Annotated in this window: 22 protein-coding genes; 11 read left to right on the top strand and 11 right to left on the bottom strand. The window is 53.9% G+C overall.

Translation table 11 applies throughout. From position 1 onward, the window contains the following. The first annotated feature begins 26 nt into the window (after nucleotides 1-26). The 5 genes from FE784_RS13605 to mraY all read left to right on the top strand — a co-directional run bounded on the left by FE784_RS13605 (nucleotide 27) and on the right by mraY (nucleotide 4,337). Complete coding sequence (locus FE784_RS13605) at nucleotides 27-671, top strand: TetR/AcrR family transcriptional regulator (protein ID WP_139602748.1); 645 nt, start codon at nucleotides 27-29, stop codon at nucleotides 669-671. Nucleotides 672-703: 32 nt separating this feature from the next. Further along, nucleotides 704-1,633 (top strand): ABC transporter ATP-binding protein, encoded by a 930-nt coding sequence (locus FE784_RS13600; protein WP_139602747.1) that lies wholly within the window; start codon nucleotides 704-706, stop codon nucleotides 1,631-1,633. After that, nucleotides 1,617-2,396 (top strand): ABC transporter permease, encoded by a 780-nt coding sequence (locus FE784_RS13595; RefSeq protein ID WP_246132017.1) that lies wholly within the window; start codon nucleotides 1,617-1,619, stop codon nucleotides 2,394-2,396. Before FE784_RS13600 ends, FE784_RS13595 begins: the two co-directional genes overlap by 17 nt. Before the next feature lie 108 nt (nucleotides 2,397-2,504). Next, on the top strand, nucleotides 2,505-3,152 hold the full coding sequence (locus FE784_RS13590) for a nitroreductase family protein (RefSeq protein ID WP_139602745.1): 648 nt from the start codon (nucleotides 2,505-2,507) through the stop codon (nucleotides 3,150-3,152). A gap of 231 nt (nucleotides 3,153-3,383) precedes the next feature. Then, nucleotides 3,384-4,337: a phospho-N-acetylmuramoyl-pentapeptide-transferase gene (mraY, locus tag FE784_RS13585; protein WP_139602744.1), complete on the top strand. Its 954-nt coding sequence runs from the start codon at nucleotides 3,384-3,386 to the stop codon at nucleotides 4,335-4,337. 350 nt (nucleotides 4,338-4,687) lie between these two features. Here mraY and FE784_RS13580 read toward each other — a convergent pair whose 3' ends face one another. The 4 genes from FE784_RS13580 to FE784_RS13565 form a co-directional block, all read right to left on the bottom strand. Further along, entirely contained in the window at nucleotides 4,688-6,889 is a 2,202-nt protein-coding gene (locus FE784_RS13580) for a DNA topoisomerase III (protein ID WP_139602743.1), read from the bottom strand. A 131-nt stretch (nucleotides 6,890-7,020) separates the two neighbouring features. Further along, nucleotides 7,021-7,746 (bottom strand): YebC/PmpR family DNA-binding transcriptional regulator, encoded by a 726-nt coding sequence (locus tag FE784_RS13575; protein ID WP_139602742.1) that lies wholly within the window; start codon nucleotides 7,744-7,746, stop codon nucleotides 7,021-7,023. A gap of 243 nt (nucleotides 7,747-7,989) precedes the next feature. Further along, nucleotides 7,990-8,187, bottom strand: a complete 198-nt coding sequence (locus FE784_RS13570; RefSeq protein ID WP_139602741.1) for a cold shock domain-containing protein — start codon at nucleotides 8,185-8,187, stop codon at nucleotides 7,990-7,992. A gap of 93 nt (nucleotides 8,188-8,280) precedes the next feature. Beyond that, on the bottom strand, nucleotides 8,281-8,991 hold the full coding sequence (locus FE784_RS13565) for a class I SAM-dependent methyltransferase (RefSeq protein ID WP_246132016.1): 711 nt from the start codon (nucleotides 8,989-8,991) through the stop codon (nucleotides 8,281-8,283). 219 nt (nucleotides 8,992-9,210) lie between these two features. Between FE784_RS13565 and FE784_RS13560 the strand changes: the two genes are divergently transcribed. Next, the gene (locus FE784_RS13560; RefSeq protein WP_176706195.1) at nucleotides 9,211-9,873 is read left to right on the top strand and encodes a GGDEF domain-containing protein; all 663 of its coding nucleotides are present in this window, start codon (nucleotides 9,211-9,213) and stop codon (nucleotides 9,871-9,873) included. 139 nt (nucleotides 9,874-10,012) lie between these two features. On the opposite strand, the gene FE784_RS13555 is transcribed toward FE784_RS13560, so the two are convergent. After that, a complete protein-coding gene (locus FE784_RS13555; RefSeq protein WP_139602739.1) occupies nucleotides 10,013-11,764 on the bottom strand; it encodes a GMC family oxidoreductase in 1,752 nt (583 codons plus the stop codon). 701 nt (nucleotides 11,765-12,465) lie between these two features. Here FE784_RS13555 and FE784_RS13550 point away from each other — a divergent pair. Further along, nucleotides 12,466-12,717: a hypothetical protein gene (locus FE784_RS13550; protein ID WP_139602738.1), complete on the top strand. Its 252-nt coding sequence runs from the start codon at nucleotides 12,466-12,468 to the stop codon at nucleotides 12,715-12,717. Nucleotides 12,718-12,861: 144 nt separating this feature from the next. After that, nucleotides 12,862-13,053: a hypothetical protein gene (locus tag FE784_RS13545; RefSeq protein WP_139602835.1), complete on the top strand. Its 192-nt coding sequence runs from the start codon at nucleotides 12,862-12,864 to the stop codon at nucleotides 13,051-13,053. A 70-nt stretch (nucleotides 13,054-13,123) separates the two neighbouring features. On the opposite strand, the gene FE784_RS13540 is transcribed toward FE784_RS13545, so the two are convergent. Beyond that, on the bottom strand, nucleotides 13,124-14,455 hold the full coding sequence (locus FE784_RS13540; protein ID WP_246132021.1) for a hemolysin family protein: 1,332 nt from the start codon (nucleotides 14,453-14,455) through the stop codon (nucleotides 13,124-13,126). 487 nt (nucleotides 14,456-14,942) lie between these two features. Between FE784_RS13540 and FE784_RS13535 the strand changes: the two genes are divergently transcribed. The 3 genes from FE784_RS13535 to pepF (FE784_RS13525) all read left to right on the top strand — a co-directional run bounded on the left by FE784_RS13535 (nucleotide 14,943) and on the right by pepF (FE784_RS13525) (nucleotide 19,073). Next, the gene (locus FE784_RS13535) at nucleotides 14,943-15,125 is read left to right on the top strand and encodes a hypothetical protein (RefSeq protein WP_139602736.1); all 183 of its coding nucleotides are present in this window, start codon (nucleotides 14,943-14,945) and stop codon (nucleotides 15,123-15,125) included. Between the two features lie 280 nt (nucleotides 15,126-15,405). Further along, nucleotides 15,406-17,196: an oligoendopeptidase F gene (pepF, locus tag FE784_RS13530; protein ID WP_176706194.1), complete on the top strand. Its 1,791-nt coding sequence runs from the start codon at nucleotides 15,406-15,408 to the stop codon at nucleotides 17,194-17,196. 83 nt (nucleotides 17,197-17,279) lie between these two features. Continuing rightward, a complete protein-coding gene (gene pepF / locus FE784_RS13525; RefSeq protein ID WP_139602734.1) occupies nucleotides 17,280-19,073 on the top strand; it encodes an oligoendopeptidase F in 1,794 nt (597 codons plus the stop codon). A 233-nt stretch (nucleotides 19,074-19,306) separates the two neighbouring features. On the opposite strand, the gene nagA is transcribed toward pepF (FE784_RS13525), so the two are convergent. The 5 genes from nagA to FE784_RS13500 form a co-directional block, all read right to left on the bottom strand. Next, complete coding sequence (nagA, locus tag FE784_RS13520) at nucleotides 19,307-20,464, bottom strand: N-acetylglucosamine-6-phosphate deacetylase (RefSeq protein ID WP_139602733.1); 1,158 nt, start codon at nucleotides 20,462-20,464, stop codon at nucleotides 19,307-19,309. Nucleotides 20,465-20,672: 208 nt separating this feature from the next. After that, nucleotides 20,673-21,431 carry a Cof-type HAD-IIB family hydrolase gene (locus FE784_RS13515; protein ID WP_139602732.1) on the bottom strand — a complete coding sequence of 253 codons (759 nt, stop codon included), beginning with the start codon at nucleotides 21,429-21,431 and terminating at the stop codon, nucleotides 20,673-20,675. A gap of 325 nt (nucleotides 21,432-21,756) precedes the next feature. Next, complete coding sequence (locus tag FE784_RS13510) at nucleotides 21,757-23,142, bottom strand: sensor histidine kinase (protein ID WP_139602731.1); 1,386 nt, start codon at nucleotides 23,140-23,142, stop codon at nucleotides 21,757-21,759. Next, the gene (locus FE784_RS13505) at nucleotides 23,139-23,846 is read right to left on the bottom strand and encodes a response regulator transcription factor (RefSeq protein ID WP_139602730.1); all 708 of its coding nucleotides are present in this window, start codon (nucleotides 23,844-23,846) and stop codon (nucleotides 23,139-23,141) included. The genes FE784_RS13510 and FE784_RS13505 overlap by 4 nt, the downstream gene beginning before the upstream one ends. An 86-nt stretch (nucleotides 23,847-23,932) precedes the next feature. Beyond that, nucleotides 23,933-24,901 carry a carbohydrate ABC transporter permease gene (locus FE784_RS13500; protein ID WP_425465543.1) on the bottom strand — a complete coding sequence of 323 codons (969 nt, stop codon included), beginning with the start codon at nucleotides 24,899-24,901 and terminating at the stop codon, nucleotides 23,933-23,935. Nucleotides 24,902-24,907: the final 6 nt, after the last annotated feature.

The raw sequence follows: 24,907 nt of genomic DNA, 5'->3' as shown, positions 1-24,907 counted from the left end.
CTTTTATACGAAGGAGCGGATGCCCGATGAAACCGTCCCGCCCGACCCCGAAGAAAAAGCCCGGACGCCCCAAGGCGGGGGAGCCTTCCACGGTCAAGGCCACCTTGCTGCGGACCGCCTCCGCGCTGTTCATGCAATACGGCTTCGACAGCGTCTCGATGGAACAAATATCCGTTTCCTCAGGCGTGACTAAAGCGTCCCTTTACTATTATTTCCCAAATAAAGCGGAGCTTTTCACCGCTGCCGTCATTCAAATGATGGCGAATATCGCCCGGCTGACGAGCGGACTGCTCGGCGGCCCCGGCTCTATGAGGGAACGGCTGACGGCCGTAGCGGAGGCGCATATGAGAAATCCGCACGTCGATTTCGAAAGCTTGATGCGCGAAGCGTCCCAATCTTTGACCGCCGAGCAGATTGCGGCCATTCGCGAAGCCGAACGTTCCGTGCATGACGTTTTGGCCGCGGCATTTCGGCAGGAAATGGACATCGGCACGCTCCGCTCGGGCGACCCGCTTCTGTACGCGTACGCCTTCTCCGCGATCATGATGCTCGGAGGCCGTAACGCGGTGTCCGGAGACGCAAGCGTCGCCTCCCCTCTCCCGCCATTCTCGCCCATCGCTCCCTCCGACATTGTCGACCTGTTTTGGTGCGGAGTCGGACGTATGGTATAATTTGCCTACCCACACTATCGGGAGGATGAATCATGCTACAGCAACCAGTTGTGCAGCTGCGCAACGTAACGAAACGAATTGGCGGCAAAACGCTCGTCGACCGGCTTACGTTCGACGTTCCGAAGGGAGAAGTGTTCGGCTTCCTCGGTCCGAACGGCGCAGGCAAAACGACGACGATCCGGATGATGGTCGGCCTCATGTCGATGAGCGAAGGCGAGGTGCTCGTAAACGGCATAAGCGTAAACAAGCAGTTCGAGCAGGCGATGAAGCACGTCGGGGCGATCGTGGAAAACCCCGAGCTGTATAAATTTTTGAGCGGATATCAGAATCTGGTCCACTTCGCCCGGATGATCCCCGGCGTTACCCGCGAGCGGATCGACGAGGTCGTCTCGCTCGTCAAGCTGGAAAATCGGATCGACGATAAGGTCAAGACGTATTCGCTCGGCATGCGCCAGCGTCTCGGCGTCGCCCAGGCGATTTTGCACAAGCCGGACGTGCTCATTTTGGACGAGCCCACGAACGGTCTCGATCCGGAGGGAATCCGCGAGCTGCGCGATTATTTGCGCCGGTTGTCCAAGGAGGAAGGGACCGCCGTCATCGTCTCGAGCCACCTGCTGTCGGAGATGGAGCTGATGTGCGATCGCGTCGCCGTCATCCAGAACGGCAAGCTCGTGGACGTGCGCCAAGTCCGCGATATGGTCGCCCCCTCCGAAGGCGCCGTGGAAGTGACGTTCGTCGCCGAGCCGGCGGAGCTCGCCGCGAAGGTCGTTGCCGAAGCGATGCCCGACGCGTTGCTTGCCGCTCAGCCGGGCGGCTTTACCGTATCCGTCGCCTATGAAGACATCCCCGGTCTGGTTCGTGCGCTTGCATTGGCGGATGTTCGCGTGTACGGGGTCAAAGCGGCTTCCAAGACGCTGGAGGATCAATTCCTGGAAATGACAAGAGGTGGTCAAATTGTCTAACCTGATGAGCCTGATTCAAAACGAAAACATGAAAATTTACCGCCGCCCGCGCACGTGGATTATGGCCGCGCTGCTGTTGGCGGCCACGATAACGTTCGCCTTCCTGATGAAATCGTTCGGAACGGACGTCTTCGTCTCTACGCTCGTTTATATGAGCAATGCGGCTTCGCTGACGTTCCTCGTCTTCATCTTCTCCGTCGTGATCGCGGCGGACATCGTGGCGGGGGAATTTACCTGGGGGACGATCAAGCTGCTGCTGATCCGGCCGGTCGGGCGCTCGAAGGTGCTGCTGTCCAAATATATCGCCGTGCTGCTGTTCATGCTCGCGCTACTCGCCTTGCTGTTCGTATCCTCGCTCGCGATCGGGCTGCTCTTGTTCGACAGCGCCGCGCCGGGAGACATTCCGATGACGATGAGCGGGGTGTTGAAGGAATACGGCTTCCGGATCGTCGAATTGACGATCAACGTCACGTTCGCCTTTATGATCTCCACCGTGTTCCGCTCCAGCGCCTTGGCGATCTCGCTCGCGTTCGTCATCATGTTCGCTTCGAGCTCGGTCATGACCGCGTTGATTGCGCTGAAGAAGGAGTGGGCGAAATACATCCTGTTCGCCAATACCGATCTGGGCATGTATTTCGGCGGCCGCGAGCCTCCGTTCGAGGGCATGACCTTGGGCTTTTCCGTCACGATGCTGCTGCTTTATTACGCGGTATTCATCGCGCTCGCCTGGACAATTTTTCGGAAAAGGGACGTTGCGGGGTGACAGTGGCAGATCGATCGGCTATAATGGAAAAGGAATTAGTACCTGGTCTTAATATCCGGACTAATGAACTTCCGTGCGACCGACTACGATATAAAGGCGGAATGGCTTATGAACTATGAATCTTTCAAACAAATCGTGCTCGACCGGCGCAGCGTCCGCAAATTTACGGATCAGGACGTCTCCGTCGAGGACGTCAAAGAGCTGATCGACTGCGCCCGGTATGCGCCAAGCGATACGAACTCGCAAACATGGGAATTTGTCGCGGTCATGAACCGGGATAAAATCAAGGAAATCGAGCAAATGACCTGGGAGGAGCTGCATAAACGGGCGGCCGATGCCGAAGAGAGGGGACTAGGCCGGGAGGCGCGGCTGCTGACCAAATCGTTCGGCCCGTACGCCACCGCCTTCTCCGACGCCCCGGTGCTGATCGTGCTGCTCGCTACGCCGTACAACTCCAAATTCCGCGAGAGAATCTTCGACCCGATCGCGCTCGTCGACGATGCGGTATGGGCCGAGGAGGGCATCAAGAGCAGCTGTCTGGCCGCGCAAAACCTGATGCTGGCCGCGCACGCGCGCGGGCTCGCGACATGTCCGATGACCGGGCCGGTGCTGCTCGCGCAGCATCGTCTCCGCGATTACCTCGGCCTCGACGAGAGCCGCCAGATCAATATGGTGATCGCGCTCGGACACCCGTCGGAGCAGCCCGGAAGGCTTGCCCGCAAAGAAGTGGACGACATTTTGACGATCGTGCAGTAAACATCGGGGAGGCTGTCCGCAAGGGTTGTATTCTACTTGCAGGACAGCCTTTTTTGCCTATTTACAAGTTATATGTTTTCGCAGTCCCCGCAAAGCACCTGAATAAGCTTCGAACCCGAAGCACCGCTTAGCGGGGGATTTTGCCTATTATCGCGAAGCAGTCATATTTGTCCCACCGCTGAAACTATACTGGTACAAACGAAGTACAAATCGCAAAGGAGCAAACCGGAAATGGAAATGAACTTGCTGGGCATATCCGCCCTTTCGTTCGCTTCGGTCGCCTTGCTTACCCCTCTCCTCATACGGGGACTGCGGACGTTAAGGCTGACGCAGCCGATCCGGGCCGAAATGCCTGCGGACCACCAGGCCAAAAAAGGGACGCCGCTTATGGCCGGCCTAATATTCCTCATCGGCGTGCTGATGGTCGGCTTGTTCTCGCCGAGTCCGCTTGGCCTGTACTTGTGCGCGACGTTTCTTTTGTTCGGCCTCGTCGGCTTTCTCGACGATTACAAAAAGGCGGCGTTCCAGGACCCGCGCGGCGCCTCGGGCAAAATGAAGCTCGCCCTGCAGTTTTTGTTCACGTTCGCGCTCATTGCCGTCTTGTTCCGGATTATGCCCGTCGATACGGATATCGTCATCTTCGGGGATATGAAGCTGGACTTGCTGCCCGTCGTCTACCTGGCGGTCATGTCGCTGTTCATCGTCGGCTCGGCCAACGCCATCAACTTTACCGACGGCTTGGACGGACTGCTGATCGTGGTGGCGATTCCGACTTACTTTTTCTTCTTCGTCATCTCCGATTATCCGGAGGTGAAGCTGTTCTGCCTTACGTTGATCGCCTGCCTGCTCGGCCTGCTGATCTACAACATTTACCCGGCCAAGGCGTTCATGGGCGATACCGGTTCGCTCGCCATCGGGGGCTCGCTAGCCTTCTTGGCTATGATCGAGAAGGTCGAGATATTGATTCCGCTCCTGTTTCTCGTCTATTTCGCCGAGCAGCTGTCCGTTATTTTACAAGTGTGGTATTACAAAAGGACGAAGCTGCGCATATTCCGGATGGCTCCGATTCACTACCATTACAGCTTGAAATACGGCTGGTCGGAAAACCGCATCGTCCTCGTCTTCGGTCTCGTCTCGTGGATGTGCTGCCTGCTCTGCCTGTTGCTGTGGAAGCTGATTTATTAGGCTCCGCCCGGTGGCGGTGGGGCCTGGTAGGCCAATGGAACGATTCGTGTCGAGTGAACCAACTATAACTATTAATGAACTGAACCTAATCAGTAATGAAGCGATACTGAACTTCCGTGCGCTATTAACAAACTTTGGTTCCCTATTGCCGGCAGCGGGCTGTACAAGCTGCATCCGCGGACGGACGAAATGTCGGTCACTTTGCCGGACGCGTCGCCCCCCAGGAGAACCGAATGCTCCGATAAGCCGAAACAGCCCCCGCTCAACGAGCGGGGGCTGTAATCATTTAAGCTCTCATCCTCTAAAGACGCAGCCTCCGCAATCCGATATGCCGCATCCTATTGCACCCATCAGTCGTTGTCGCCGCGCTCGAGCGCGGCTTTCAGCGCATCGCCCAAGCTGGATCCGAGCGACACGTTGTCGCTGAACTGCTTGGCAAGCTGCGCCTGCTGTCGGCGGTTCGCCTTGCCTCCGCCCGGACCTTGGCCCTCCAGCTTCTCGATGACGTTGCACGAGCGGCACTGCGCGTATTTGCCGGCCTTGCCGTCGTGAATTTCCATCCGCTTATGGCATTGCGGGCAACGCTTGCCCGACAAGGCCGGCTCCGCGGCGCGGCGGAAGCCGCACTCCCGGTTCGGGCATACGAGCATCTTTCCGCGTTTTCCTTTCGTCTCCATCATCTTCTGTCCGCAATCGGGACATTTCGTATGGGTCAAATTATGCGGCTTGTACTCTTTCTCGTTCGACTTCACCTCGGCCACCAGGCTCGCCGTCCGGCTGCGGATTTCGGCGATGAACGCCTTCGGGTCGCCCTTTCCCTTGGCGATTCGCTCCAACTCCAGCTCCCATTCGGCCGTCAGGCCGGGGGAGCGCAAATCGTCCGCTACAAGCTCGATCAACTGCTTCCCTTTGCCTGTCGGGAAGAGACGGTTTTGCTGCCGCTCGATGGTGTCCGTATGCAACAGCTTCTCGATAATGTCGGCCCGGGTCGCGGGCGTTCCGAGGTTATGCTTCTCCATCCCGGCGAGCAGCGACGCTTCCGTAAGTCTCGCGGGCGGCTTCGTCTGATGGTCTCCAGTCCGGCATCCTTTTATGTTGAGCGGTTGTCCGGCCTTGAGCTCCGGCAGCGGCTGGGCTTTCATGTGGGAGGAGCCGCGTCCGCCTGCGGCACCGTCATCTGCGGATTCCTTTCCTTCATCCCAATCGTCCTCGTCGTCCCCGGCCTCTCCCGCGATTGCCTGCGCTCCCCCGTATACCTCTTTCCAGCCCGCTTCCTTCTGGACATACCCTTTGGCGTAGAAGCGGTCTTCTCCCGCACGGATCACCAGACTAGTCTCGTCATAACGGCTAGGCGCGTAGAAAAGCGCAATGAACCGCCTCACGATCAAATCGTATAGCCGCCGCTCCTCCGGGCTCAAGGCGCCGAGCTGAACGAACTGCTCGGTCGGAATGATGGCGTGATGATCGCTTACTTTGGAATCGTCGACGATCCGCTTCGTCACGGCCAGAGGCTTGCGCAGCAAGGAGCGCGCCAATGTCACGTAAGGCCCCGTGGCAATGCTTTCCAGCCTGCTCTTGAACGTCGGAGCCATGTCGGAGGTCAAATACCGCGAATCCGTCCTCGGATAAGTTACGAGCTTATGCTGCTCGTACAGCCTTTGGAGCACATTGGATGTCTGCTTGGCGGAGAAACCGAGCCGCTTGTTCGCGTCCCGCTGAAGCTCGGTCAAATCATAGGCCAAAGGCTGCGGCTCCGACCGTTCGACCGTGCGCACTTGGTCGACAGCGGCAGGCTTGCCTTTGACTCGCGCGGCCAACGACTCCGCCTCGGCCTTGTCGTACAAACGGCCGTCATGCCGGTCGTCCTTGCGCCACAATGCCTGAAAGCCGCCGAAATCGGCCGTTACCGTCCAATAAGGGACGGGACGGAAGCCGGCGATTTCCCGCTCGCGGTCCATCAGCATGGCCAGCGTCGGGGTCTGCACCCGGCCCGCGGCCAGCTGAGCGTTGTATTTGCTCGTCAGAGCCCGAGTCACGTTCAGCCCGATCAGCCAGTCCGCTTCGGCCCGGCACACCGCGGACGCGTACAGCCGGTCGTATTCGCGCCCCGGCTTCAGCTTGTCGAACCCTTCGCGAATCGCCTTGTCCGTCTGCGAGGATATCCACAGCCGCTTGAACGGCTTGTTCCAACGGACCAGCTCCATAATCCAGCGGGCGACGAGCTCCCCTTCCCTTCCGGCGTCCGTCGCGATAATGAGCTCGCCGATGTCCGGCCGTTTGCATAATTGCGCGATCGCTTTATATTGATGCGACGTCTCGCGGATGACCTTTAGGTTCATTTTTGCCGGAACGATCGGCAAATCCTCCAGATTCCACGTCTTGTATTTCGGGTCGTAATCCTCCGGCTCCGCGAGCTCGACCAAATGACCGAGCGCCCAGGTCACGACATACTTCGGGCCTTCAAACCAGCTTTTTTGTTTCGTGTTGGCCCCGAGCACGCGGGCGAGTTCTTTGGCCACGCTCGGCTTCTCGGCCAGAACGAGATATTTCATAACCGCAACCCCTTTTCTATCGTTAATGATCGTGCGGCCCCATAAAAAGCAAAAGTCCCGTTCTCGGGACTTTCAACCATGAACGCCTCTTTACAATCGCCGGCGCGGGCCGACAGCTCGTCCACTCTCGATTATTCTTCGTCCGTTTCGAAATTGGCGTAAACGTCCTGTACGTCGTCGTTGTCGTCGAACAGCTCCATCATTTTCGTCAGCTTGTCCGCATTGTCGCCTTCGACCTTCACGTAATTTTGCGGCACCCAGCGGATCGAAGCGCTGTCGAACGTATAGCCGTTCCCTTCAAGCGCCGTCTTCACGTTCTCGAACTCATGGGGATGGGTCAATATTTCGAAGCTGTCCGCATTTACGATCAGATCCTCGGCTCCCGCCTCGAGCGCCTCCATCATGACCGCGTCTTCCTCCAGCTCCGAGTCCTCGCGGTCGATCGTCAGTACGCCCTTCTGGTCGAACATGTACGAAACGCAGCCCGACTCTCCCATATTGCCGCCACGTTTGTTGAAGATGGAGCGGATGTCCGCCGCCGTCCGGTTGCGGTTCTCGGTCAAGCATTTGACCATGATCGCCACGCCGCCCGGCCCGTACCCTTCATAGATGATTTCTTCGTAGTCGATGTTTTCTCCGCCGCCGGTCGCCTTCTTGATCGCCCGTTCGATATTATCGTTCGGCATATTGATCTGGCGTGCGTTCGTAATCGCCGTCTTCAGCTTGAAATTGCCTTCCGGATTCGGGCCGCCCTTCTTGGCTTCCATATAAATTTCCCGCGCAAGCTTGACGAACATATTATTTTTGGCTTGGTCGAGCTTGCCCTTTTTCGCTGCGAAATTTTTGAACTTTGGCATATCGTTTAACGCTCCTCGTTCGTAAGATGGCACCTAATAGTTTACCACTTTCTCCTCGGAGCGGTCAAAATTTCCGCTTAACGGGAAGGGTACCGCCCCCGTTCCCCCTTTGCGGCTGGCAAATCCGCAGCACGCAAAATAAAACCGGGGTCCGGATACGCTCTAGCTCCAAGCGTTCCCGGGACCCCGGCTGACGTACGCAGCCTTCGATCCGGCTCCGTCGCTATTCGGCTGTGTATCGGTTTATACTTTATACACGTTGGCGGCTTGCGGACCGCGCTCTCCGTTTACTTTATCGAACTCGACCTCTTGGCCTTCGTCCAAAGATTTGAAGCCTTCTCCTTGAATGGCCGAGAAGTGGACGAACAAATCCTCTCCTTCATCCGAACGAATGAAGCCGTACCCTTTTTCCGCATTAAACCATTTTACTGTACCTTTCAATCCAACTACCTCCAATATTTGTTTAACGTCCGCTGAAGCGGCACGTCGCCTATTATATGCCAAAAGCTGGGCAAATATTCGGCGACGCCCCGACTATTTTTTGCGGATGCTCAGCATTTCCGTCGAACCCGGTATGAACGGCAGCCCGGACAGCTTGCGCGTGCACGTGCTGCCGAGCGACTCCAAGTACGCCAGAAGCTCCGGAAGCTCGGGATATGGCTCCCAGCGAAGCGATTGAAGCGGGTATACCCTCACTTCGCCTCCCGGCCGGCACACCCGAAGAAGCTCCCCCAGCGCCGCCCGGTGAAAAGCGTCGTCGAACTGCTCCCGGTACAGAAACAGAAAATGGCTGCACAGCACCATGGAAAACGTATCGTCCGGGAACGAAAGCTCCGGCAAATGCTCGGCCCTGTAACGGCTTCGTGACGAAGGCTCGGCATAATCCTGCAAAAACAAACCTAGCGATTGTATGCGACCGGCTTTGTGCCGTTCTATATCCCCGTAATAGCTCCAGTCGAAACGATGCGCGAGCCGCGCCAGCTTCTCCGACGATGTCCCGATCTCGGCCAACCCTTCCGCCCCGATTTGCTCGGGCGATTGGGCGTATCTTGGATCCACGCACACGACGTCGATACCTCTGCGCCCGGCTTCCGCCGCAAAAGACGACGCTCCTGCCGCCACGTCCAGCACGATTCCGCGCCTCAGCGCCTCCTCGTCCAGATCGAACATGCGCTCGTATTCGGCATAGCCCCGGCACGTCATCGCCACTCCGATTTGATCGTAATGCTCCGTTTGCTTCATCATTTCCGACTCTCCTCTTCTCCGCTCATTCATTCTCGGCTACACTCGCTTGCCTACCAGGCCTCGCCGGGTATTGTATACGATTATATGAAAAAGGCCCATGGAAAATCAAGGTATTTTTTTGGAAGAACAAGCAAAAAAGGATTGCGCATCATAAAAAAATATATAATAATTTGTATTACATACACGACATGCATGAATACAATAAAATGTAGTGATACAATGTCCAAGCATATCGATTCACTGACCGGCCTCCCGAACAACAAAGCGTTGGAAAAGCATCTGCAGGAGCGGATCGACCGCGACGAGCCCATTGCGCTGGCGATGATCGACGTCGACCATTTTCTCGAATTGAACGAACGATTGGGAAGCGAGGCGGGAGACGAAGCGTTGAAGCAGTTGGCTTCCCTGCTGCAAGAGGAGAACGGGACAACCGCATTCCGCGTATCCGGCGACGAATTCGCCTTGGCGATGGACAGCGTTACGCTGGAGCAAGCCTTTCTCGGCATGGAACGGCTGCGTATGAAGGTGGAGGCGGCCCGGGAGGCCTTTGCCTTGCCGAACGATCACCGGCTTACGATAACGGTAGGGGTCGCCCAATTCCCCCGCGACGGGAAAACCGAATCCGCTTTGCGGCGAGCGGCGAGCGCCGCCCTCGTCTCCGCCAAGGAAATCGGCCGCAACCAGGTGGCGCTGCCCCCGAACGAGGAAATGGTGATGAAATCGTGCTACTATCCGTCCACGAACGTACGCCGGCTGAAATCGCTCGCCGAGCAGCTGAACAAGAAGGAATCCGCCCTGCTGCGGGAAGCGCTGGACGATTTGCTGCGCAAATACGACCGCAGCGAGATCGCGCGCAAGACGAAGCAGAGCGCGAATGCTTGACCGCTTTGGAAAACCCTCGATTCCGCGAGGGTTTTCTTTTTTCTACGACAGCACAAATAACGAATGCAAGTTTGTGCCCATCGCTTCCGCCTGCAAGGTGAGTCATAACTGCTTTACTAAAAAAAAAGGTTCGGCAGAGCTAATCTGATCCGTCGTCAAAATCATCTTCATGTACAGTGTAAGGTTTGAGGTTGTTTTTAATCATACGTACTGCGTTTAATCCAATCATTTGAGCGGGTAGCGATGTGTTGCCATCTGGCAAAATAGGGGAAATCGAAAGATCTGCCACTTTAAGGTTTATTGTCCCGAAAACGTCAAGGAATTCGTTGACAACACCGTCTTGTACGCGTTTGGCCATCTTGCATTGCCCTCCATAATGGTAAAAGTTCGAATAAGAGGCTCTTGCATATTTCTTGAGCATTCTTCTCTTTCTTTCCTCATTAGGAAGAGTAAAAATATTCTCGGGAGGATATACCACCTTGTGAATGCCACTGTTATGGACTCTGGCTTCTTTAATAATATTGTACATGTTGATATACTGATCCACCATGAAATTCAGATCGTTTGTATTCGGCTGTAACGGATTATAGGTAAACGATGGAAGGGCTTCGGGATCGCTATGGGCAGTCATGATCGTGCCCTTGCTTCCGGGATTCAGATCGACCAGGCCAAAACTCATGATATTGGTTGTCTTTGTGACATCCAGTTCCCACCCATTGCTCGAGACATCCTGAGCGGGAAGGAAGATGGGTGCAGGAACTCCTTGTATTTGCAAGCGTCGGCCCTCCAAACGATTCCCGTGCTCCGATTTAAAAGCTCCTAAAGCTATAGGCTGATTAGGATCCGCTCCTAATAACGGTAATATTTGAGATGTATCCACTTCGACTCCAAGACCGACATACGCTTGAGTTTGCAAATTGTAACCTACGTTCGGATTTTCAATCAATGGTGCAATTCCCGCACGAATCAAATCGCTCGGCTTCCCAATCCCCGATCGTTGTAAAATGACGGAGGAGAAAAAGCCTGCCGAAACGATAACGCCTTTTCGGGCAAAGGATCGATGAGAAACGCCGTCTTTGACATAATCGACTCCCGTGGCAATGAACCGTCCTTCCTTTTTCTTAAATACGATCTTGTTCACCGTCGTTCTCGCGAAAATGACAAGCTTTCTCTTTCCGACGCCCAATTCATCCGAATGGAAGTTATCCCCGGGTGTTACAACACTTTCATTCAGATACCCCGTTGCAGTCGACGATCGGGTTAATGTACCGCCTGTTTCTTTCTGTAAAAACTGATTTTTATAAAAGGTACAGTCGCGCACGCCCGTGTTGTAGTCCTCCACGATGGCAATGTTCAGTGCTTTTGCGGTTGCATTTGTCAGCGTTTGGACAAGCCCGTTCTGCGGTATATGCTGCTGTCTAATGAATATCGGTCCCTTGCTTCCTCTTTCGTCGGGGCTTTGCGTTTGTCCGGTATAGGTTTCATTATCAATAAACAGTGTGCGGACTTGATTGTAGCTCCATTGTTTGCTCCCTACAAGAGCCGCCCACTCCTCATAAAGCTCGCGGCTCCCGCGGACCGCAAACATATAATTTACCTCAGAGCTCCCCCCGATGACCCGCCCATTGATCGTTACGAGCTGCCGCTGAATGGAAGGCTCTGATTTTGACAGAAGGTTAAAGGCGTATTGATTATCGGTTGACAACGAAATGGCATTTAAAACGTTTGGACTGCTTAACTGAGCCGTACTATTTATTCCCGGTTCAAGCACTAGAACGGACGTTTTCCGGTCATCCGTCAATTTTTTGGCAATTACCCCGCCCGATGTTCCGGCTCCAATGACGATGTAATCAAAGACGTTCTTTTTATGAGCTTTCTTTTTATCTCTCATCTACCTTACCTGCCTTCTTGTAAATACTGACTATCTACTTGTCATTGTATGTTGGTATATTATTTGTGAGCAGGTAGAGATCCTGAAACATATTGCTCATTTCCAGTCCAACACTATTCGTTTCACTTGCAAAGACACGTTGACGTGATGGGCTTTATGCGGGAAATACCCTCTTGGAGCGGGGAGTAGATACGGATGGCTTGGCGCAACGGTATGCCTTGGTCGATGTTCGGGTGCAAAAGCGTTTCTCTTCCAAGGGGTTGTCGATGCAGGCGTCTATAAGGCCGTTCCGCGATGTGCAACCGCCCCTGCAAGCTGTTCACTTTGTTTGTGCGGGAGCTGTTCCGCACCGAAAACCCGTCCCCCCACATCATCCCGCATTTGTTACGCCAACGCCCCCCGTCACTTCCGGTGCAAGTCCCAAATAACGGTCGGGTTTCTTCCCGATTCTTTCGACCGCTGGATACCAGATTTGCACCATCAGCTCGCGTTTCGCTTGCGGATCGTTCCCAAACGCTTCTGCGCGTTTCACGTCCGTTCCAATGATACGCTACCGTTCCTGCCGGATAAGCTCCTATCGGCTTCGCGATTGTTCGTTTTGGATTGATCGTATTGAATTTCCTCTTTATGCATACTCTAAAATTTGTAAAGGTTGGATTCCCGCACCTTTCATAGTTGACGGGCATCCAATATTTCGCTCAATGGATGAAAGTGCCATCTTCATATATTTATTCGATCTGTGGAAAATCGGGGGGATCCGGATCAGTTTATACGTGCTGGGCTGGTCGGCGGCAGGGACGGCGTTTGAAAGGCTGGCGGCTTACATGCGGGTGTTTCATTATAAAGGGTGGACGTTGGGCTATTCCTTCGTGTTTTATTTGGCTATCCAATCGTTTACGCTGTTTCTCTACTATCTGTTCAAGGCGAAATGCGTCGAGGACGCCACCTTTTGATATATATAGGCATTCATGCTAAGGTAATAGCAGAGCGTTCGGGGCATTCGAACATTACTTATATCATCCCAAAAAAGCGAGGGAACCGCATTGTCACAGAAAACGTTTAAAAAGCATCAGATTTACAAAAAAGATAAATGGAACATGCTCAATGTGGAGGTGCATGGGACCCGGTTCATCGTACGGGTCATTTCCGATCAATGGGGCGAGGACAACTTCGAATTTTTGAGCCGGCCGGCTTTGATGCATTGGGCGGAGGGAACGTTCTCGAAGGAACGATTCGAAGGGTCGGAGGAAGAGAGAGAACAAATTATTGAAGCGTTCAAGCAAGTGTAAAGCCCCGCCAATGAAAATCCCCGGAATGCTTCATCCAGGCGCTCCGGGGATTGTTTCGTTCATGTCCGGCTCAGGATACTTCCTGTCCGACAGGCATTTCATATTGATCCGGCAGGCGGACCGTCAGTCTCGAAATTCGCATATGATCGACTTCTTCGATCGTATATTCGAAGCCGTTGTGATGGATGCATTGGTTGTGCCGCGGAGGGATTTCCACTTGGGAGTACAACCAGCCTCCGATCGTATCGTAATTGTCCGTCTCGACCTCGGTGCCGAAATAATGATTCACCTCGTGGATGAGCAGCAAGCCGTCGATCGAATACAGAAACGGACTTTTCTTCTCGATTCTGGGCCGACCTTCATCGAATTCGTCGTGAATTTCGCCGACGATCTCCTCCATTATGTCCTCGATCGTGACGAGACCGGAGGTACCGCCGTATTCGTCGATCAGCAGCGCCATTTCCGTTCGCTTTCTCTGCATCAGCCGGAGGAGCGTGCTGATCGGCATCGAGTCCGGTACTTTCATCAACGGACGGGTTATCGTCAAAATGCTGTCTATCGCATCATGGTGCTTGAGCATTTCCTTAATATGCACGAATCCGACCACATTGTCCTTGTCCGGGTCGCATATGGGGTAACGGGTATGCATCTCCTCGATGGCGATCCGCTTGTTGTCTTCATAGCTCATATTGGCGTACAGGCACACCATTTCCGTGCGCGGAATCATGATTTCCCGGGAATTCGTTTCGGAAAACTCGAAAATATTGTCGACCAGCGTAAGCTCCGTTTTGTCGATCAGCCCGTTTCTATGGCTTTCCTTCACCAATATCCGGATTTCTTCCTCCGTGTGAACCGATTCATGGCCATCGTCGGGCTCGACTCCGGATTTCTTCAGCATCCAATTGGATACCCCGTTCAAAATCCATATAAACGGCCGCATCAGCTTGTAAAAGAGCAGTAGCGGAGCGGCTATCCACAACGTGATGCGCTCGGGCTTGCTTATGGCATATGTTTTCGGATATTGCTCCCCGATTGTAATATGCAGGGTCGTAATGAATGCGAAGGCGATAATGAAAGCGATTGTATGAATGACCGGGTCCGGTACGCCCAGCTTGCTCATGGCGGGCTCCAGAAGACGCGACACCGCCGGCTCCCCGATCCACCCCAAGCCGAGCGACGTCAGCGTAATTCCGAGCTGGCAAGCGGACAAATACGCATTCAAGTCCGCAAGGATCGTCCGGGCAAATTTCGCCCGTCGCACCCCGTCCCGCACCAAGCTTTCAATCCGGCTTCCGCGGATTTTGACGACGGCAAATTCGGCAGCGACAAAAAATCCGTTCAACCCTACGAGTACCAGCACCAGCGCAATACTTAACCCTAACGGCAGCGGGCCACCTTCCAAAATGTTCCCCTGTCCCCCTCTTAAGGAAGACAGGTACACCTCCTTGGCATAGCGATTGACTTTCGTTCGATACATTTGAATCTATTTTGTACATTTTATTCCCGGCGGCTTGGATGTTATGCTCAATGTTCCGCAGACTCGGGTCCGCTTCTTGCGGTTCTGCCCGGTCGGTTCGTCCAATATAATAAAAGCGTCCGATCGAAGCCTTTTCGATGAAGTACATCCGAGCTTTAGATAAAACGTTTATAACCGACCTTCGTCGTATTTAAATCATATACGGTCTTCGGCTGCGTCGTACATGCGTTTGACATTGTTTCCGCAAAATCGGGCGAGCCTATTCTCCTTTTTCGCCGAGGGAAACGTTTCGATCCGGAATAAATCCTTATAATCGATCTATCCTGCCGATCAAAATGACCGAGTAAAAAGGATTTCGCCGGATGCTTGGAGAATACTAGAAACAGCAAACGCACCCGAGGTGAAACCGCATATGAACGATACCGGATCGATCGTCCTGTTTACGATCCTCACATTTTCGCTGGCGCTTATTATGATCATGAAAAAAGATACGATTCCGCCCCAATTGCGGCGAGTGCTCGCTTTGATCACCATCGTGCTCGTAAGCTGCAGCTTTTTCATGATCGTATTCAGTCTGCTCGGCACGGGGTTATGACTATCAAGCCATAGAGGATCGACCGCTTCCCGGCGGCCGTTAAACATATATCGTTTTCCTCTTGCTTCAGGGCTTAAACGGACGCGGGGCGAACGCGCTGCCAAACTTTTCTTATAATCACATAGCGGAACGGCCATAATAAGGGAGTTAATGCACTCTCAGGAGGTCCAGCATGAAACTCATTCCGCTTATCGCTTGCCTTAGTTTGGCCGCCATGACCGCCGCACCCGTTTCCGCCATCCAAGCTGCAAAACCTTCGAAAACCGATAGGAGGATACCTATGAATCAAGTGTTGAAGCGTTCCGAAGTACCGGCAGAAAACCGCTGGAAGCTGGAAGACATTTTTGCCGATCAAAAGGCGTGGGACAGCGAATACGACCAGGTGAAAAAGCTGGTCAAGGATATCGGCAAATTCGAAGGCAAGCTGAACGAAGCCAAGCCGATCAAAGAATGCTTCGCGCTCGAGGACGAAATTTCCCTTCATCTCGAGCGGCTCTACGTGTATGCCAATATGCGCCATCATGAGGATATGGCCGAACCGACCTACCAGTCTTTGTCCGATAAAGCGAAAAAGCTGAACGTCGAGGTTGGCGAAGCTTTGTCATTTATTACCCCGGAAATATTGAGTCTTTCCGACGAAAAACTGCAAGCGCTAGTAGCGAACGCGGAGCTGGCGAAATACAAAAAAACGCTCGTCGACATGCTTCGGCAAAAGCCTCACATTTTGTCCAAGCAGGAGGAAGCGCTGCTCGCTCAGGTCGGCAATTTGTCCCAGGCGCCCGAGACGATTTTCGGCATGCTCAATAATGCCGACCTGAAGTTCCCCAAGGTGAAAAACGAAAACGGCGAGGAAATCGAGCTGACGCAAGGCCGCTACATCCAATTCCTCGAGAGCCGCGACCGGGACGTGCGCAAAAACGCCTTCGAAGCGATGTACGGAACGTACGGCAAGCTGCGCAATACGTTAGCCGCTACGCTCAGCGCCAATCTGACGAAAAACATTTTTTACTCGAAAGCGAGAAAATACCCTTCGGCGCTGGAGTCGTCGCTGTATGGCGACAAAATTCCGGTCGATGTATATAACAACCTCATATCCGCCATCCATGAAAGCTTGCCCTTGCTGCATCGCTATATGGAACTGCGGAAAAAGCTGCTAAAAGTGGATGAGCTGCACATGTACGACTTGTTCGCCCCGCTTGTCGACGAATTCAAGATGGACATTACATACGAGGAAGCGAAGAAAACCGTTCTGGAGAGCGTCAAGCCGCTAGGGGAAACGTATGTCAACATCCTGCAGCAAGGCTTCGATAACAGCTGGATCGACGTATACGAGAACGAGGGCAAACGGAGCGGCGCTTACCAATGGGGCGCTTTCGGCACACATCCATTCGTGCTGCTCAACCATAAAGACAACCTGAACAGCATGTTCACCTTGACGCATGAAATGGGCCATGCGCTTCATTCCTACATGTCGGATACGCATCAGGAATATCGCACGGCGCAATATACCATTTTTCTGGCCGAGGTCGCCTCGACGCTGAACGAAGCGCTGCTGATGGAATATTTGCTGAAGCATTCGACCGATCCGAAGCAGAAAATGTATTTGCTCACTTATTATGCCGATCAATTCCGCACGACCGTATTCCGCCAAACGATGTTCGCCGAGTTCGAGAAAATCATTTACGAGAAAGCGGAGAAGGGCGAGTCTTTGACGCATCAGGATTTGAGTAAAATTTATTACGACCTGAACCTTCAATACCACGGAACGGGGATGGTCGTCGATAAAGAAATCGAGATGGAGTGGGCGCGCATTCCCCATTTCTATACCAGCTTCTACGTATTCAAGTATGCGACCGGCTTCTCTGCGGCGACCAGCTTCGCGAAGCAAATTCTCGAAGAAGGGGAACCGGCGGTCGATCGTTACCTCGGCTTCCTGCAAAGCGGCAGCAGCGACTATTCGATCGAAATATTGAAGCGGGCAGGCGTCGACATGTCGTCTCCGGAGCCGGTGCGTCAAGCGATGAGCGTCTTCGGGAGCTTGATCGAGCAGATGGAGCAACTGACGAAGTAATTACAACCGAGTCCCCGGCATCAGGCTGTCGGGGGCTGTTTTTTTGGCAAACGATTCAGCGAATATCGACGGGAGGGTTCTTTATGAAAACCGTATGGAAGCGTACCGAAGTACCGGCCGAGCACCGTTGGCGGCTGGAGGATTTATTTGCCGACCGGCAAGCGTGGGACGATGAATATGAGGCCGTTCAGAAGCTGGCCGGCGATATCGGCAATTTCGAAGGCAAACTGAACGATGCGGATACGATTCGTCAATGCTTCGAGCTCGAGGATAAGCTTTCCCTGCTGACCGAACGGTTATATTCCTATGCAAGCAACCGTCACCATGAGGATATGGCCGAGCCGGTCCATCAGGCTTTGTCGGACAAAGTGAAGAAGCTCGCGGTCCGCGTGAACGAGGCCATGTCCTTTATTACTCCGGAAATATTGGACTTGCCGGACGAGAAGCTGCAGTCGCTCGTAGCCGATCCGGCGCTTGCGAAATACAAGAAAACGCTCGAGGACATGCTTCGTCAGAAGCCGCATATTTTATCCAAGGCGGAGGAAGCGCTGCTCGCTCAAGTAGGCAACGTCTCCCAAGCTCCCGGAACGATTTTCGGCATGCTCAACAACGCAGACATGAAATTTCCGAAGATCCGGGACGAGAACGGCGAAGAAATCGAGCTGACCCATGGCCGCTATATCCAGTTTCTCGAAAGCCGCGACCGCGAAGTCCGCAAAAACGCCTTCGAGGCGATGTACGGAACTTACGGCAAGCTGCGCAACACGTTGGCCGCGACGCTAAGCGCCAACCTGACGAAAAACCAATTTTATGCCAAAGCGAGAAAATACCCTTCCGCCCTCGAAGCGTCGCTATATGGCGATAAAATCCCGGTGGACGTATACGATAACCTGATCTCAGCGATCCATGAAAGCTTGCCGCTGCTGCACCGGTACATGGAGCTGCGGAAAAAGCTGCTGAAGGTGGACGAACTGCATATGTACGATCTGTTCGCTCCGCTGGTCGACGAGTACAAGATGGACATTGCCTACGAGGAAGCGAAAAAGATTGTCCTGGAAAGCGTAAGGCCGCTCGGCGACAACTATGGAACCATATTGGAGGAAGGCTTGAACGGCGGCTGGATCGACGTCTACGAGAATGAAGGCAAACGAAGCGGCGCCTACTGCTCGGGCGCGTACGGCACTCATCCGTTCGTCCTGCTCAACCATAAGGACAACCTGAGCAGCATGTTCACGTTGACGCATGAAATGGGCCATGCGCTACACTCGTATTTGTCCGATTCGCACCAGGACTACCGCGACGCGCAGTATACGATATTTTTGGCCGAGGTCGCATCGACGCTGAACGAAGCGCTGCTTATGGACCATCTGCTGAACCATGCGTCCGATCCGAAGCAAAAATTGTATTTGCTGTGCCATTATGCCGATAAATTCCGCACGACCGTATTCCGGCAAACGATGTTCGCCGAGTTCGAGAAAATCATCTACACGAAGGCCGAGCAAGGCGAGTCGCTCACGCATCAGGACTTCAGCGGCATTTATTACGACCTGAACGTTCGTTATCACGGGGACTCGATGACCGTAGACAAAGATATCGAGATGGAATGGGCCCGTATCCCCCACTTCTACAGAAGCTTCTACGTATTCAAATATGCAACGGGCTTCTCTGCGGCAACCAGCTTCGCCAAGCAAATTCTCGACGAGGGAGAACCGGCTGTCGAGAGGTACCTCGGCTTCCTGAAGAGCGGCGGCAGCGACTATTCGATCGAAATTTTGAAGCGTGCCGGCGTCGACATGTCGTCGCCCGAGCCGATCCGTCAAGCGATGAGCGTGTTCGAGCAGCTGATCGGCCAGATGGAGGAGTTGACGCGGGGCTAATTCCAAAATTTATCAAAACAACCGCAGCGCAGCACCGCGCGTCTCCCGGCGCGCGGTACTGCGCTTCAGCGCCTAACAATAAGGTTGATTTCGGCACTATCCGCGCCATTTCCCCGCTTTGAGACGGATTTAGTGCTCGTTTCAACCTTATTTTCGTCCGTAACGCTTCCTCATGTTGTACTCGTTCCCAATATGCCCGGGCACAGGAGCGGCTGTGGTGTGACCGCAGCCTTCTAAGCCTCCGACCGGTACACTTCGACGCCTCTGACATGCGTGGAGACGAGCTCGAGCTCCGGCGTAAGCAGCACGAAATCGGCGTGCTTTCCCGGCGTCAGCGTTCCCTTCACGCGGTCGAGCCGGGCTTGACGAGCCGGGACGATCGTCATCGAGGGCAGCAGCTTCTCGATCGGGTATCCGGTAAAGCGGATCGCGTTTTTGAGCGCCTGCAGCATCGTCAGCGAGCTTCCTGCGAGCGATGAGCCGTTCTTCAACGTAATTTCGCCGGATCGGACGACAACGTCGCCATATTCTCCATCCGGCAAGCCGGCCGGCGTTACGGCATCGGTGATCATGCATACTTTCTCCGGCTTTTTCATCTCGAACAACAGCTTGACGACGGCGGGATGGACATGGATTCCGTCGCAGATCAGCTCCGTCGTCAGCTCCTCCAAAATGAGACCCGCTCCGGCCAGGCCCGGTTCCCGGTGATGAAGCGGACTCATCCCGTTGAAATGATGGGTCGTATGGTTCAGTCCGAGAGATGCCGCCTTTTGTATTTGTGCAAATGTAGCATCGGAATGACCCGCCGATACCGTGATGCCTTTGCCGACAAAATGACGGATCGTCTCCATTCCGCCCTCGATTTCAGGCGCCAGCGTAACGAGACGGATATGCCCGCCCGCCGCCTCGTAAAACTCGTCGATTTCCGCCGGCACCGGCAATCTTAAATGCTCTTTGCTTTGAGCCCCTCTGCGCAGCTCGTCCAAGTACGGCCCCTCAAGATGAATGCCCGCAAGCTCGGAGCCGGACGTTCTGCCAATATGCTCGGCCGCATTGCGCAGCGCCCGAACGATCGTCTCCTTCGCGGAGGTCGAGGTCGTCGCCAGAAAAGCCGTCGTCCCGTGACGCGCATGAAATCGGCTAATGCCGTCCAGCGCTTCATATGTCGCTTCCATCATGCCGTATCCGTTCCCGCCATGAATGTGAACGTCGATAAACCCGGGAAGCAGCAAAGCCCCTTTGCAATCCATCACGCGCGCATGAGCGGGAACCGGCAGAAGCTCGTCCCCCAAAGCGCGAATCGTGCCGCCCTCCGTTACGATCATCCGGCCATTTTCAATAACGCGATGTCCCGAATAAAGCTTCGCGTTGATCCATATCGTTTCCCCCACGCGGGATCCCCCTTATCGCCGTCAACGGCTGTACCGCTATGCCGTTCCGTTCCGTTGTCCATCATGTATGTACCCGTATAATATCACGCCGCTCATTTCTCGTACACAGCGAAATCGGCTGCGGATGTCCAGTGCAGCGATAAAATGCCAAAAAACCGTATATGCGGCACATGCGCGCCGAATATACGGTATAACTCAAACGTGGTCCTTAAGCCGTGGCATGCCTCATGATACGTGCGATCGTCCGCCCAACTCCGGATTCGAGATAACTAGGAGCGACCGTATCGGCAGCCGCCTTCACGTCATCAGGCGCGTTGCCCATCGCGATGCCTAGTCCGGCCCAGCGGAGCATCTCGATGTCGTTGCGATCGTCGCCGAACGCTACGACCTCCTCTTTGCGAATGCCGAGCATGCCGCACAGCTTGCCGAGAGCCGCCGCTTTGCCCGTACCTTTCGGCTGAACGTCGATTTGCTGCGGTTCCCCGGGGGAGCCGTACGTCGTCAATTCCAGTCGATTCGTTGCATGCAACCGCTCGTAAGCTTCGGACAAGCTGCGGCGGTTATCCGATTTCAACAGCACCTTCAGCCAGCTGTAGTCCATCTGCGCCAAATGCTGACTCCGGTCGGAGTCGAACACGCCTTCCGCGCAATAAGCACGGTAGTTGACATTATGCTGGAATGCGAACAAATTGACGATCTCCACATCTTTCCACGGGAGTACGTTGCGGTCGAGCAAATGACCTTCGGCGGACCATATCTCGCAGCCGTTCGTCGTAATGACCGGAAGTCTCAAATCCAGCTTCTCGATGACCGGTGCCATCCGAATCCGATGGCGTCCGCTCACGAGCACGACATTCATGCCGGAAGTTTGCGCCTTCCGAACCCACTCCGCATTTTCATCGGAAATATTCCCGTTCCGGTCCAGAAGCGTTCCGTCCAAATCCAGTGCAATCATCTTCCAACTCATCCGCGCCGCCTCCCTTGGTGTAAAAATACCATCAACTGATTTTATGTTATGTATTGTAACATATCTGAATAATCTAAACAATAAAATTATTAGTTTTATAGTGAAATGGCATATTCATGTTATATTATATTACAAATATCGCGATAAGATGCGCCAATACGACAAAATCACCCCACAAAGCGCGGCCCTTGCTCCGACGCCTATCCAGGTACTTTGCGGGGACCCCGAGACTTATAAAGTCTATAACGACAAAAAAGGCCATTCCATCGCAGCTCTATCGCGATGATCATGACCTTCCAGCATGTGCTCGTTTACCGAACCCGGACTAAGATTCCTCTCCCATATAAGGAGTAAAATGAATCGGCAGCGTAATCGTAAAGACCGAGCCGACCCCCAGCTCCGATTCGGCTTCGATCGTACCGTTATGGGCTTCCGCCAGCGCCTTGGCGATGCTCAAGCCGAGACCGACCCCACCGCTGAACCGCGAGCGCGATTTATCGGCACGGTATAGCCGGTTGAAGATGTACGGCAAATCTTTCTCGCTGACGCCGATCCCGTTGTCCTCGCAACGGATAACCGTCCACTCGACATTGTAGGAGACGCGGATGTTTACGTTCCCGCCCTCAGGCGTATATTTGATCGCATTCGAGACGATATTGGACAATACCTGAACGATTTTGTCCCTGTCCACCTCGGCATAACAAGGCACGAAAGCCGGTTCGAACGTAAGCTTGATTCCTTTGTTTCGCGAGAGCGGCAAAAAGTTGGAGTATACCATTCTCGCCAGCTCGACCATATTCGTTCTGCGTACGTTCAAGGAGAAGCGGGCGCTCTCGGCTTCGGACAACCGCTCGAGGTCGTTCACGAGCCGCGAGAGCCGGATCAGCTCCTCGTAAATGTCCTGCAGACGTTCGGGCTCTGGCTCGTAGACGCCATCGATGATCGCTTCGATTTGCGTGAGCAGCGTCGTCAGCGGCGTTCGCAGCTCATGCGTCAAATCCTCCATCAGGTGGTGGCGCCAGTCCTCCTGTTTTTTCAGCTCCTTGGTCATTTCGTGCAAAGTGGCGGCCAGCCTTCTTACTTCCTCCGGACCTTTCAACGGAACGGCGACATCCCGCTTCCCTTTGCCGATTTCCGTCGCCATCCGGTACACTTCCTTCAATCGTTTCGTAAGGACGCGAGCAATGAACACGCTGAACAGGATCGAAGCGATTACGACTCCGATCAACAGCAGCTTGGAGCGGAAATCGATCGACTTCATAAATTCCGCATAAGCGGGCTCCAGCTCGCTGTTGCTCAAAATATATTCCATTTTCAAGTAGCCCTGCATTTGCCCGTTCGTCGTGTAAGGAACTTCCGCCGAATCTTGGGATGACGCCACCTTTGCCTTCGAGAACGTATCGAACCATACCTCTTTGCGGTCCTTGCTTTCGAAACGGAGCAAAATGCCGTACAGGGCGGCTCTGCGCTGCAGCCATTGCCGCTGATCTTCCGTAAGCGGGCCATGCGTAATTCCTTCTCTGCGCATATCATCCATGACCAAATAGCCGTTTTTCTCCATCTGCACGGAATGAAAACGCGAGAACAGCGATTGCCAATTCGTATTATTGATAAGCGAGATGAGCAAGACGAACACGACGGAATAGAGAAGGAAGCTCATGAACAAAATAAAGCTCATTGTGCGGACATAAATCCATATATGTTTCATCATTCGGGTTCATCCGGCTGCATCGAGAATTTGTATCCGGTACCGACGACCGTAACGATATAAAGAGGAGCGCCGGGATCCGGTTCGATTTTTTTGCGCAAGTTTTTGACATGGGCATCGATAGCTCGTCCGTCGCCTTGAAAGCGGTATCCTTGCACCGTATACGAAAGATCGGCCCGGCTGTATACTTTGCCCGGTTTGCGAATGAGGACGGACAGCAGCTTGAATTCGGTAGCGGTTAGCGGAGCGGGCCTCCCGTCGGCCAGCACCTCGCGGGTCTCCATATTAATGACGAGTTTGCCGCCAAAGAAACGGATTACTTTCTCGTCGTCGTTTTCTCTTTTGACGGGGGCAATCCGGCGGAACAGCGCATAAATGCGGGCGATCAATTCCTTGGCACGGAACGGCTTGACGATATAGTCGTCGGCCCCGAGATTCAACCCGTTGATCGTGTCGATTTCACGGGATTTGGAGGTAACCATAATGATGGGGACATTCGATTTTTCGCGAATTCGTTTGCACACTTCTTCTCCGGGCAAGCCTTCGAGCATCAGATCGAGAATAATAAGATCGTGCTGATGGAAATCGAATTTTTGAACGGCTTCCATCCCGTTCGACGTGTAATCGGTTTTCCAGCCTTCCTTCTCGAAATAGGCAATGAGTACGTCGCGGATTTTCGGTTCGTCTTCGACAATCAGGATATGCACCGGTCATCCTCCTGGTGAGTGCTGTTTCCTATAAAATTCAACGGCGGGAGGCAAAAATCCTCCCGCCGTGCTTTTGGTTTTTTTACCTATTCTACGAGACCCGTACGCTCTACGCCTTCGACGAACCAGCGCTGCGTAAACATATACAGCACGAGCGGAGGAAGGATGATCAAGAACGAGGTAGCCATCTTCAGCGGCTCATCGAAAATCGATGGCCCGAACTCGGCCGCCTGCTGCGTGAGCACCGCCGATATTTGCGAAATACCCATCGACAGCGGTACTTCCTTCACGCCGTTCAGGTACATGCTCGGCAAGTAGTAATCGTTCCAGGTCCATACGAACGAGAACAGGAATACGACGAGAATGGCCGGTTTTGCGAGCGGCAGCATTACCTTGTAGAAAATTTTGAATACGTTGGCGCCGTCGATCTTGGCCGCTTCCTCCAGCTCTTTCGGCTGGGTGGAGAAAAACTGGCGGTAAATGATGACGAACAGCGCACCCTTCAGTCCATGCCCGAACAAGGCGGGCAGCACGATCGGGATATACGTTTTCATTAGCCCGAGTTGGCTCGCCGCGATCAGGTTAGGCAGAATGACGACCTGGATCGGCACGATGAAAGTCAAGATCAAGCAGAAAAACAACGTGCGCTTGAACGGAAACTCGAGCCGTGCGAACGCATATCCGGCAACAGCGCAAGATACCGTCTGCAGGACCGCTATCGTTAACGACAGCACGGCGCTGATCGTAAACGCGCTCGGATATTTCAGCTTGGTCCATGCGTCCTGCAGAACGCCCGTGTAGATCGCTCTCGGCACCCAGCTGACGGCCGGGTCGAGCAAGTCTTGCGAGTTTTTCACCATCGTCGTGATCATGAACAAAATCGGGTTCAAATAAATATAAGCAACGTCGATCAGAACGAGATAGATGAAGGCGCGGAAGATGAGTCCTTTGTCGGCCTCTTTGCCCAAGATCACGTGTCGCGTCTTGGTCAGCCCCGCCCTCCAATCGAAACCGTCCGACCGTTTCGACTTCAGTGCCGTTATTAGTCGGGTCACAAGTTA

Origin of the sequence: Paenibacillus hemerocallicola (assembly GCF_006265175.1) — a bacterium.
Lineage (GTDB): Bacteria > Bacillota > Bacilli > Paenibacillales > NBRC-103111 > Paenibacillus_AB > Paenibacillus_AB hemerocallicola.
Note: the sequence above shows the minus strand (reverse complement) of the source record. Positions and strands in the feature narration are given on the sequence as shown.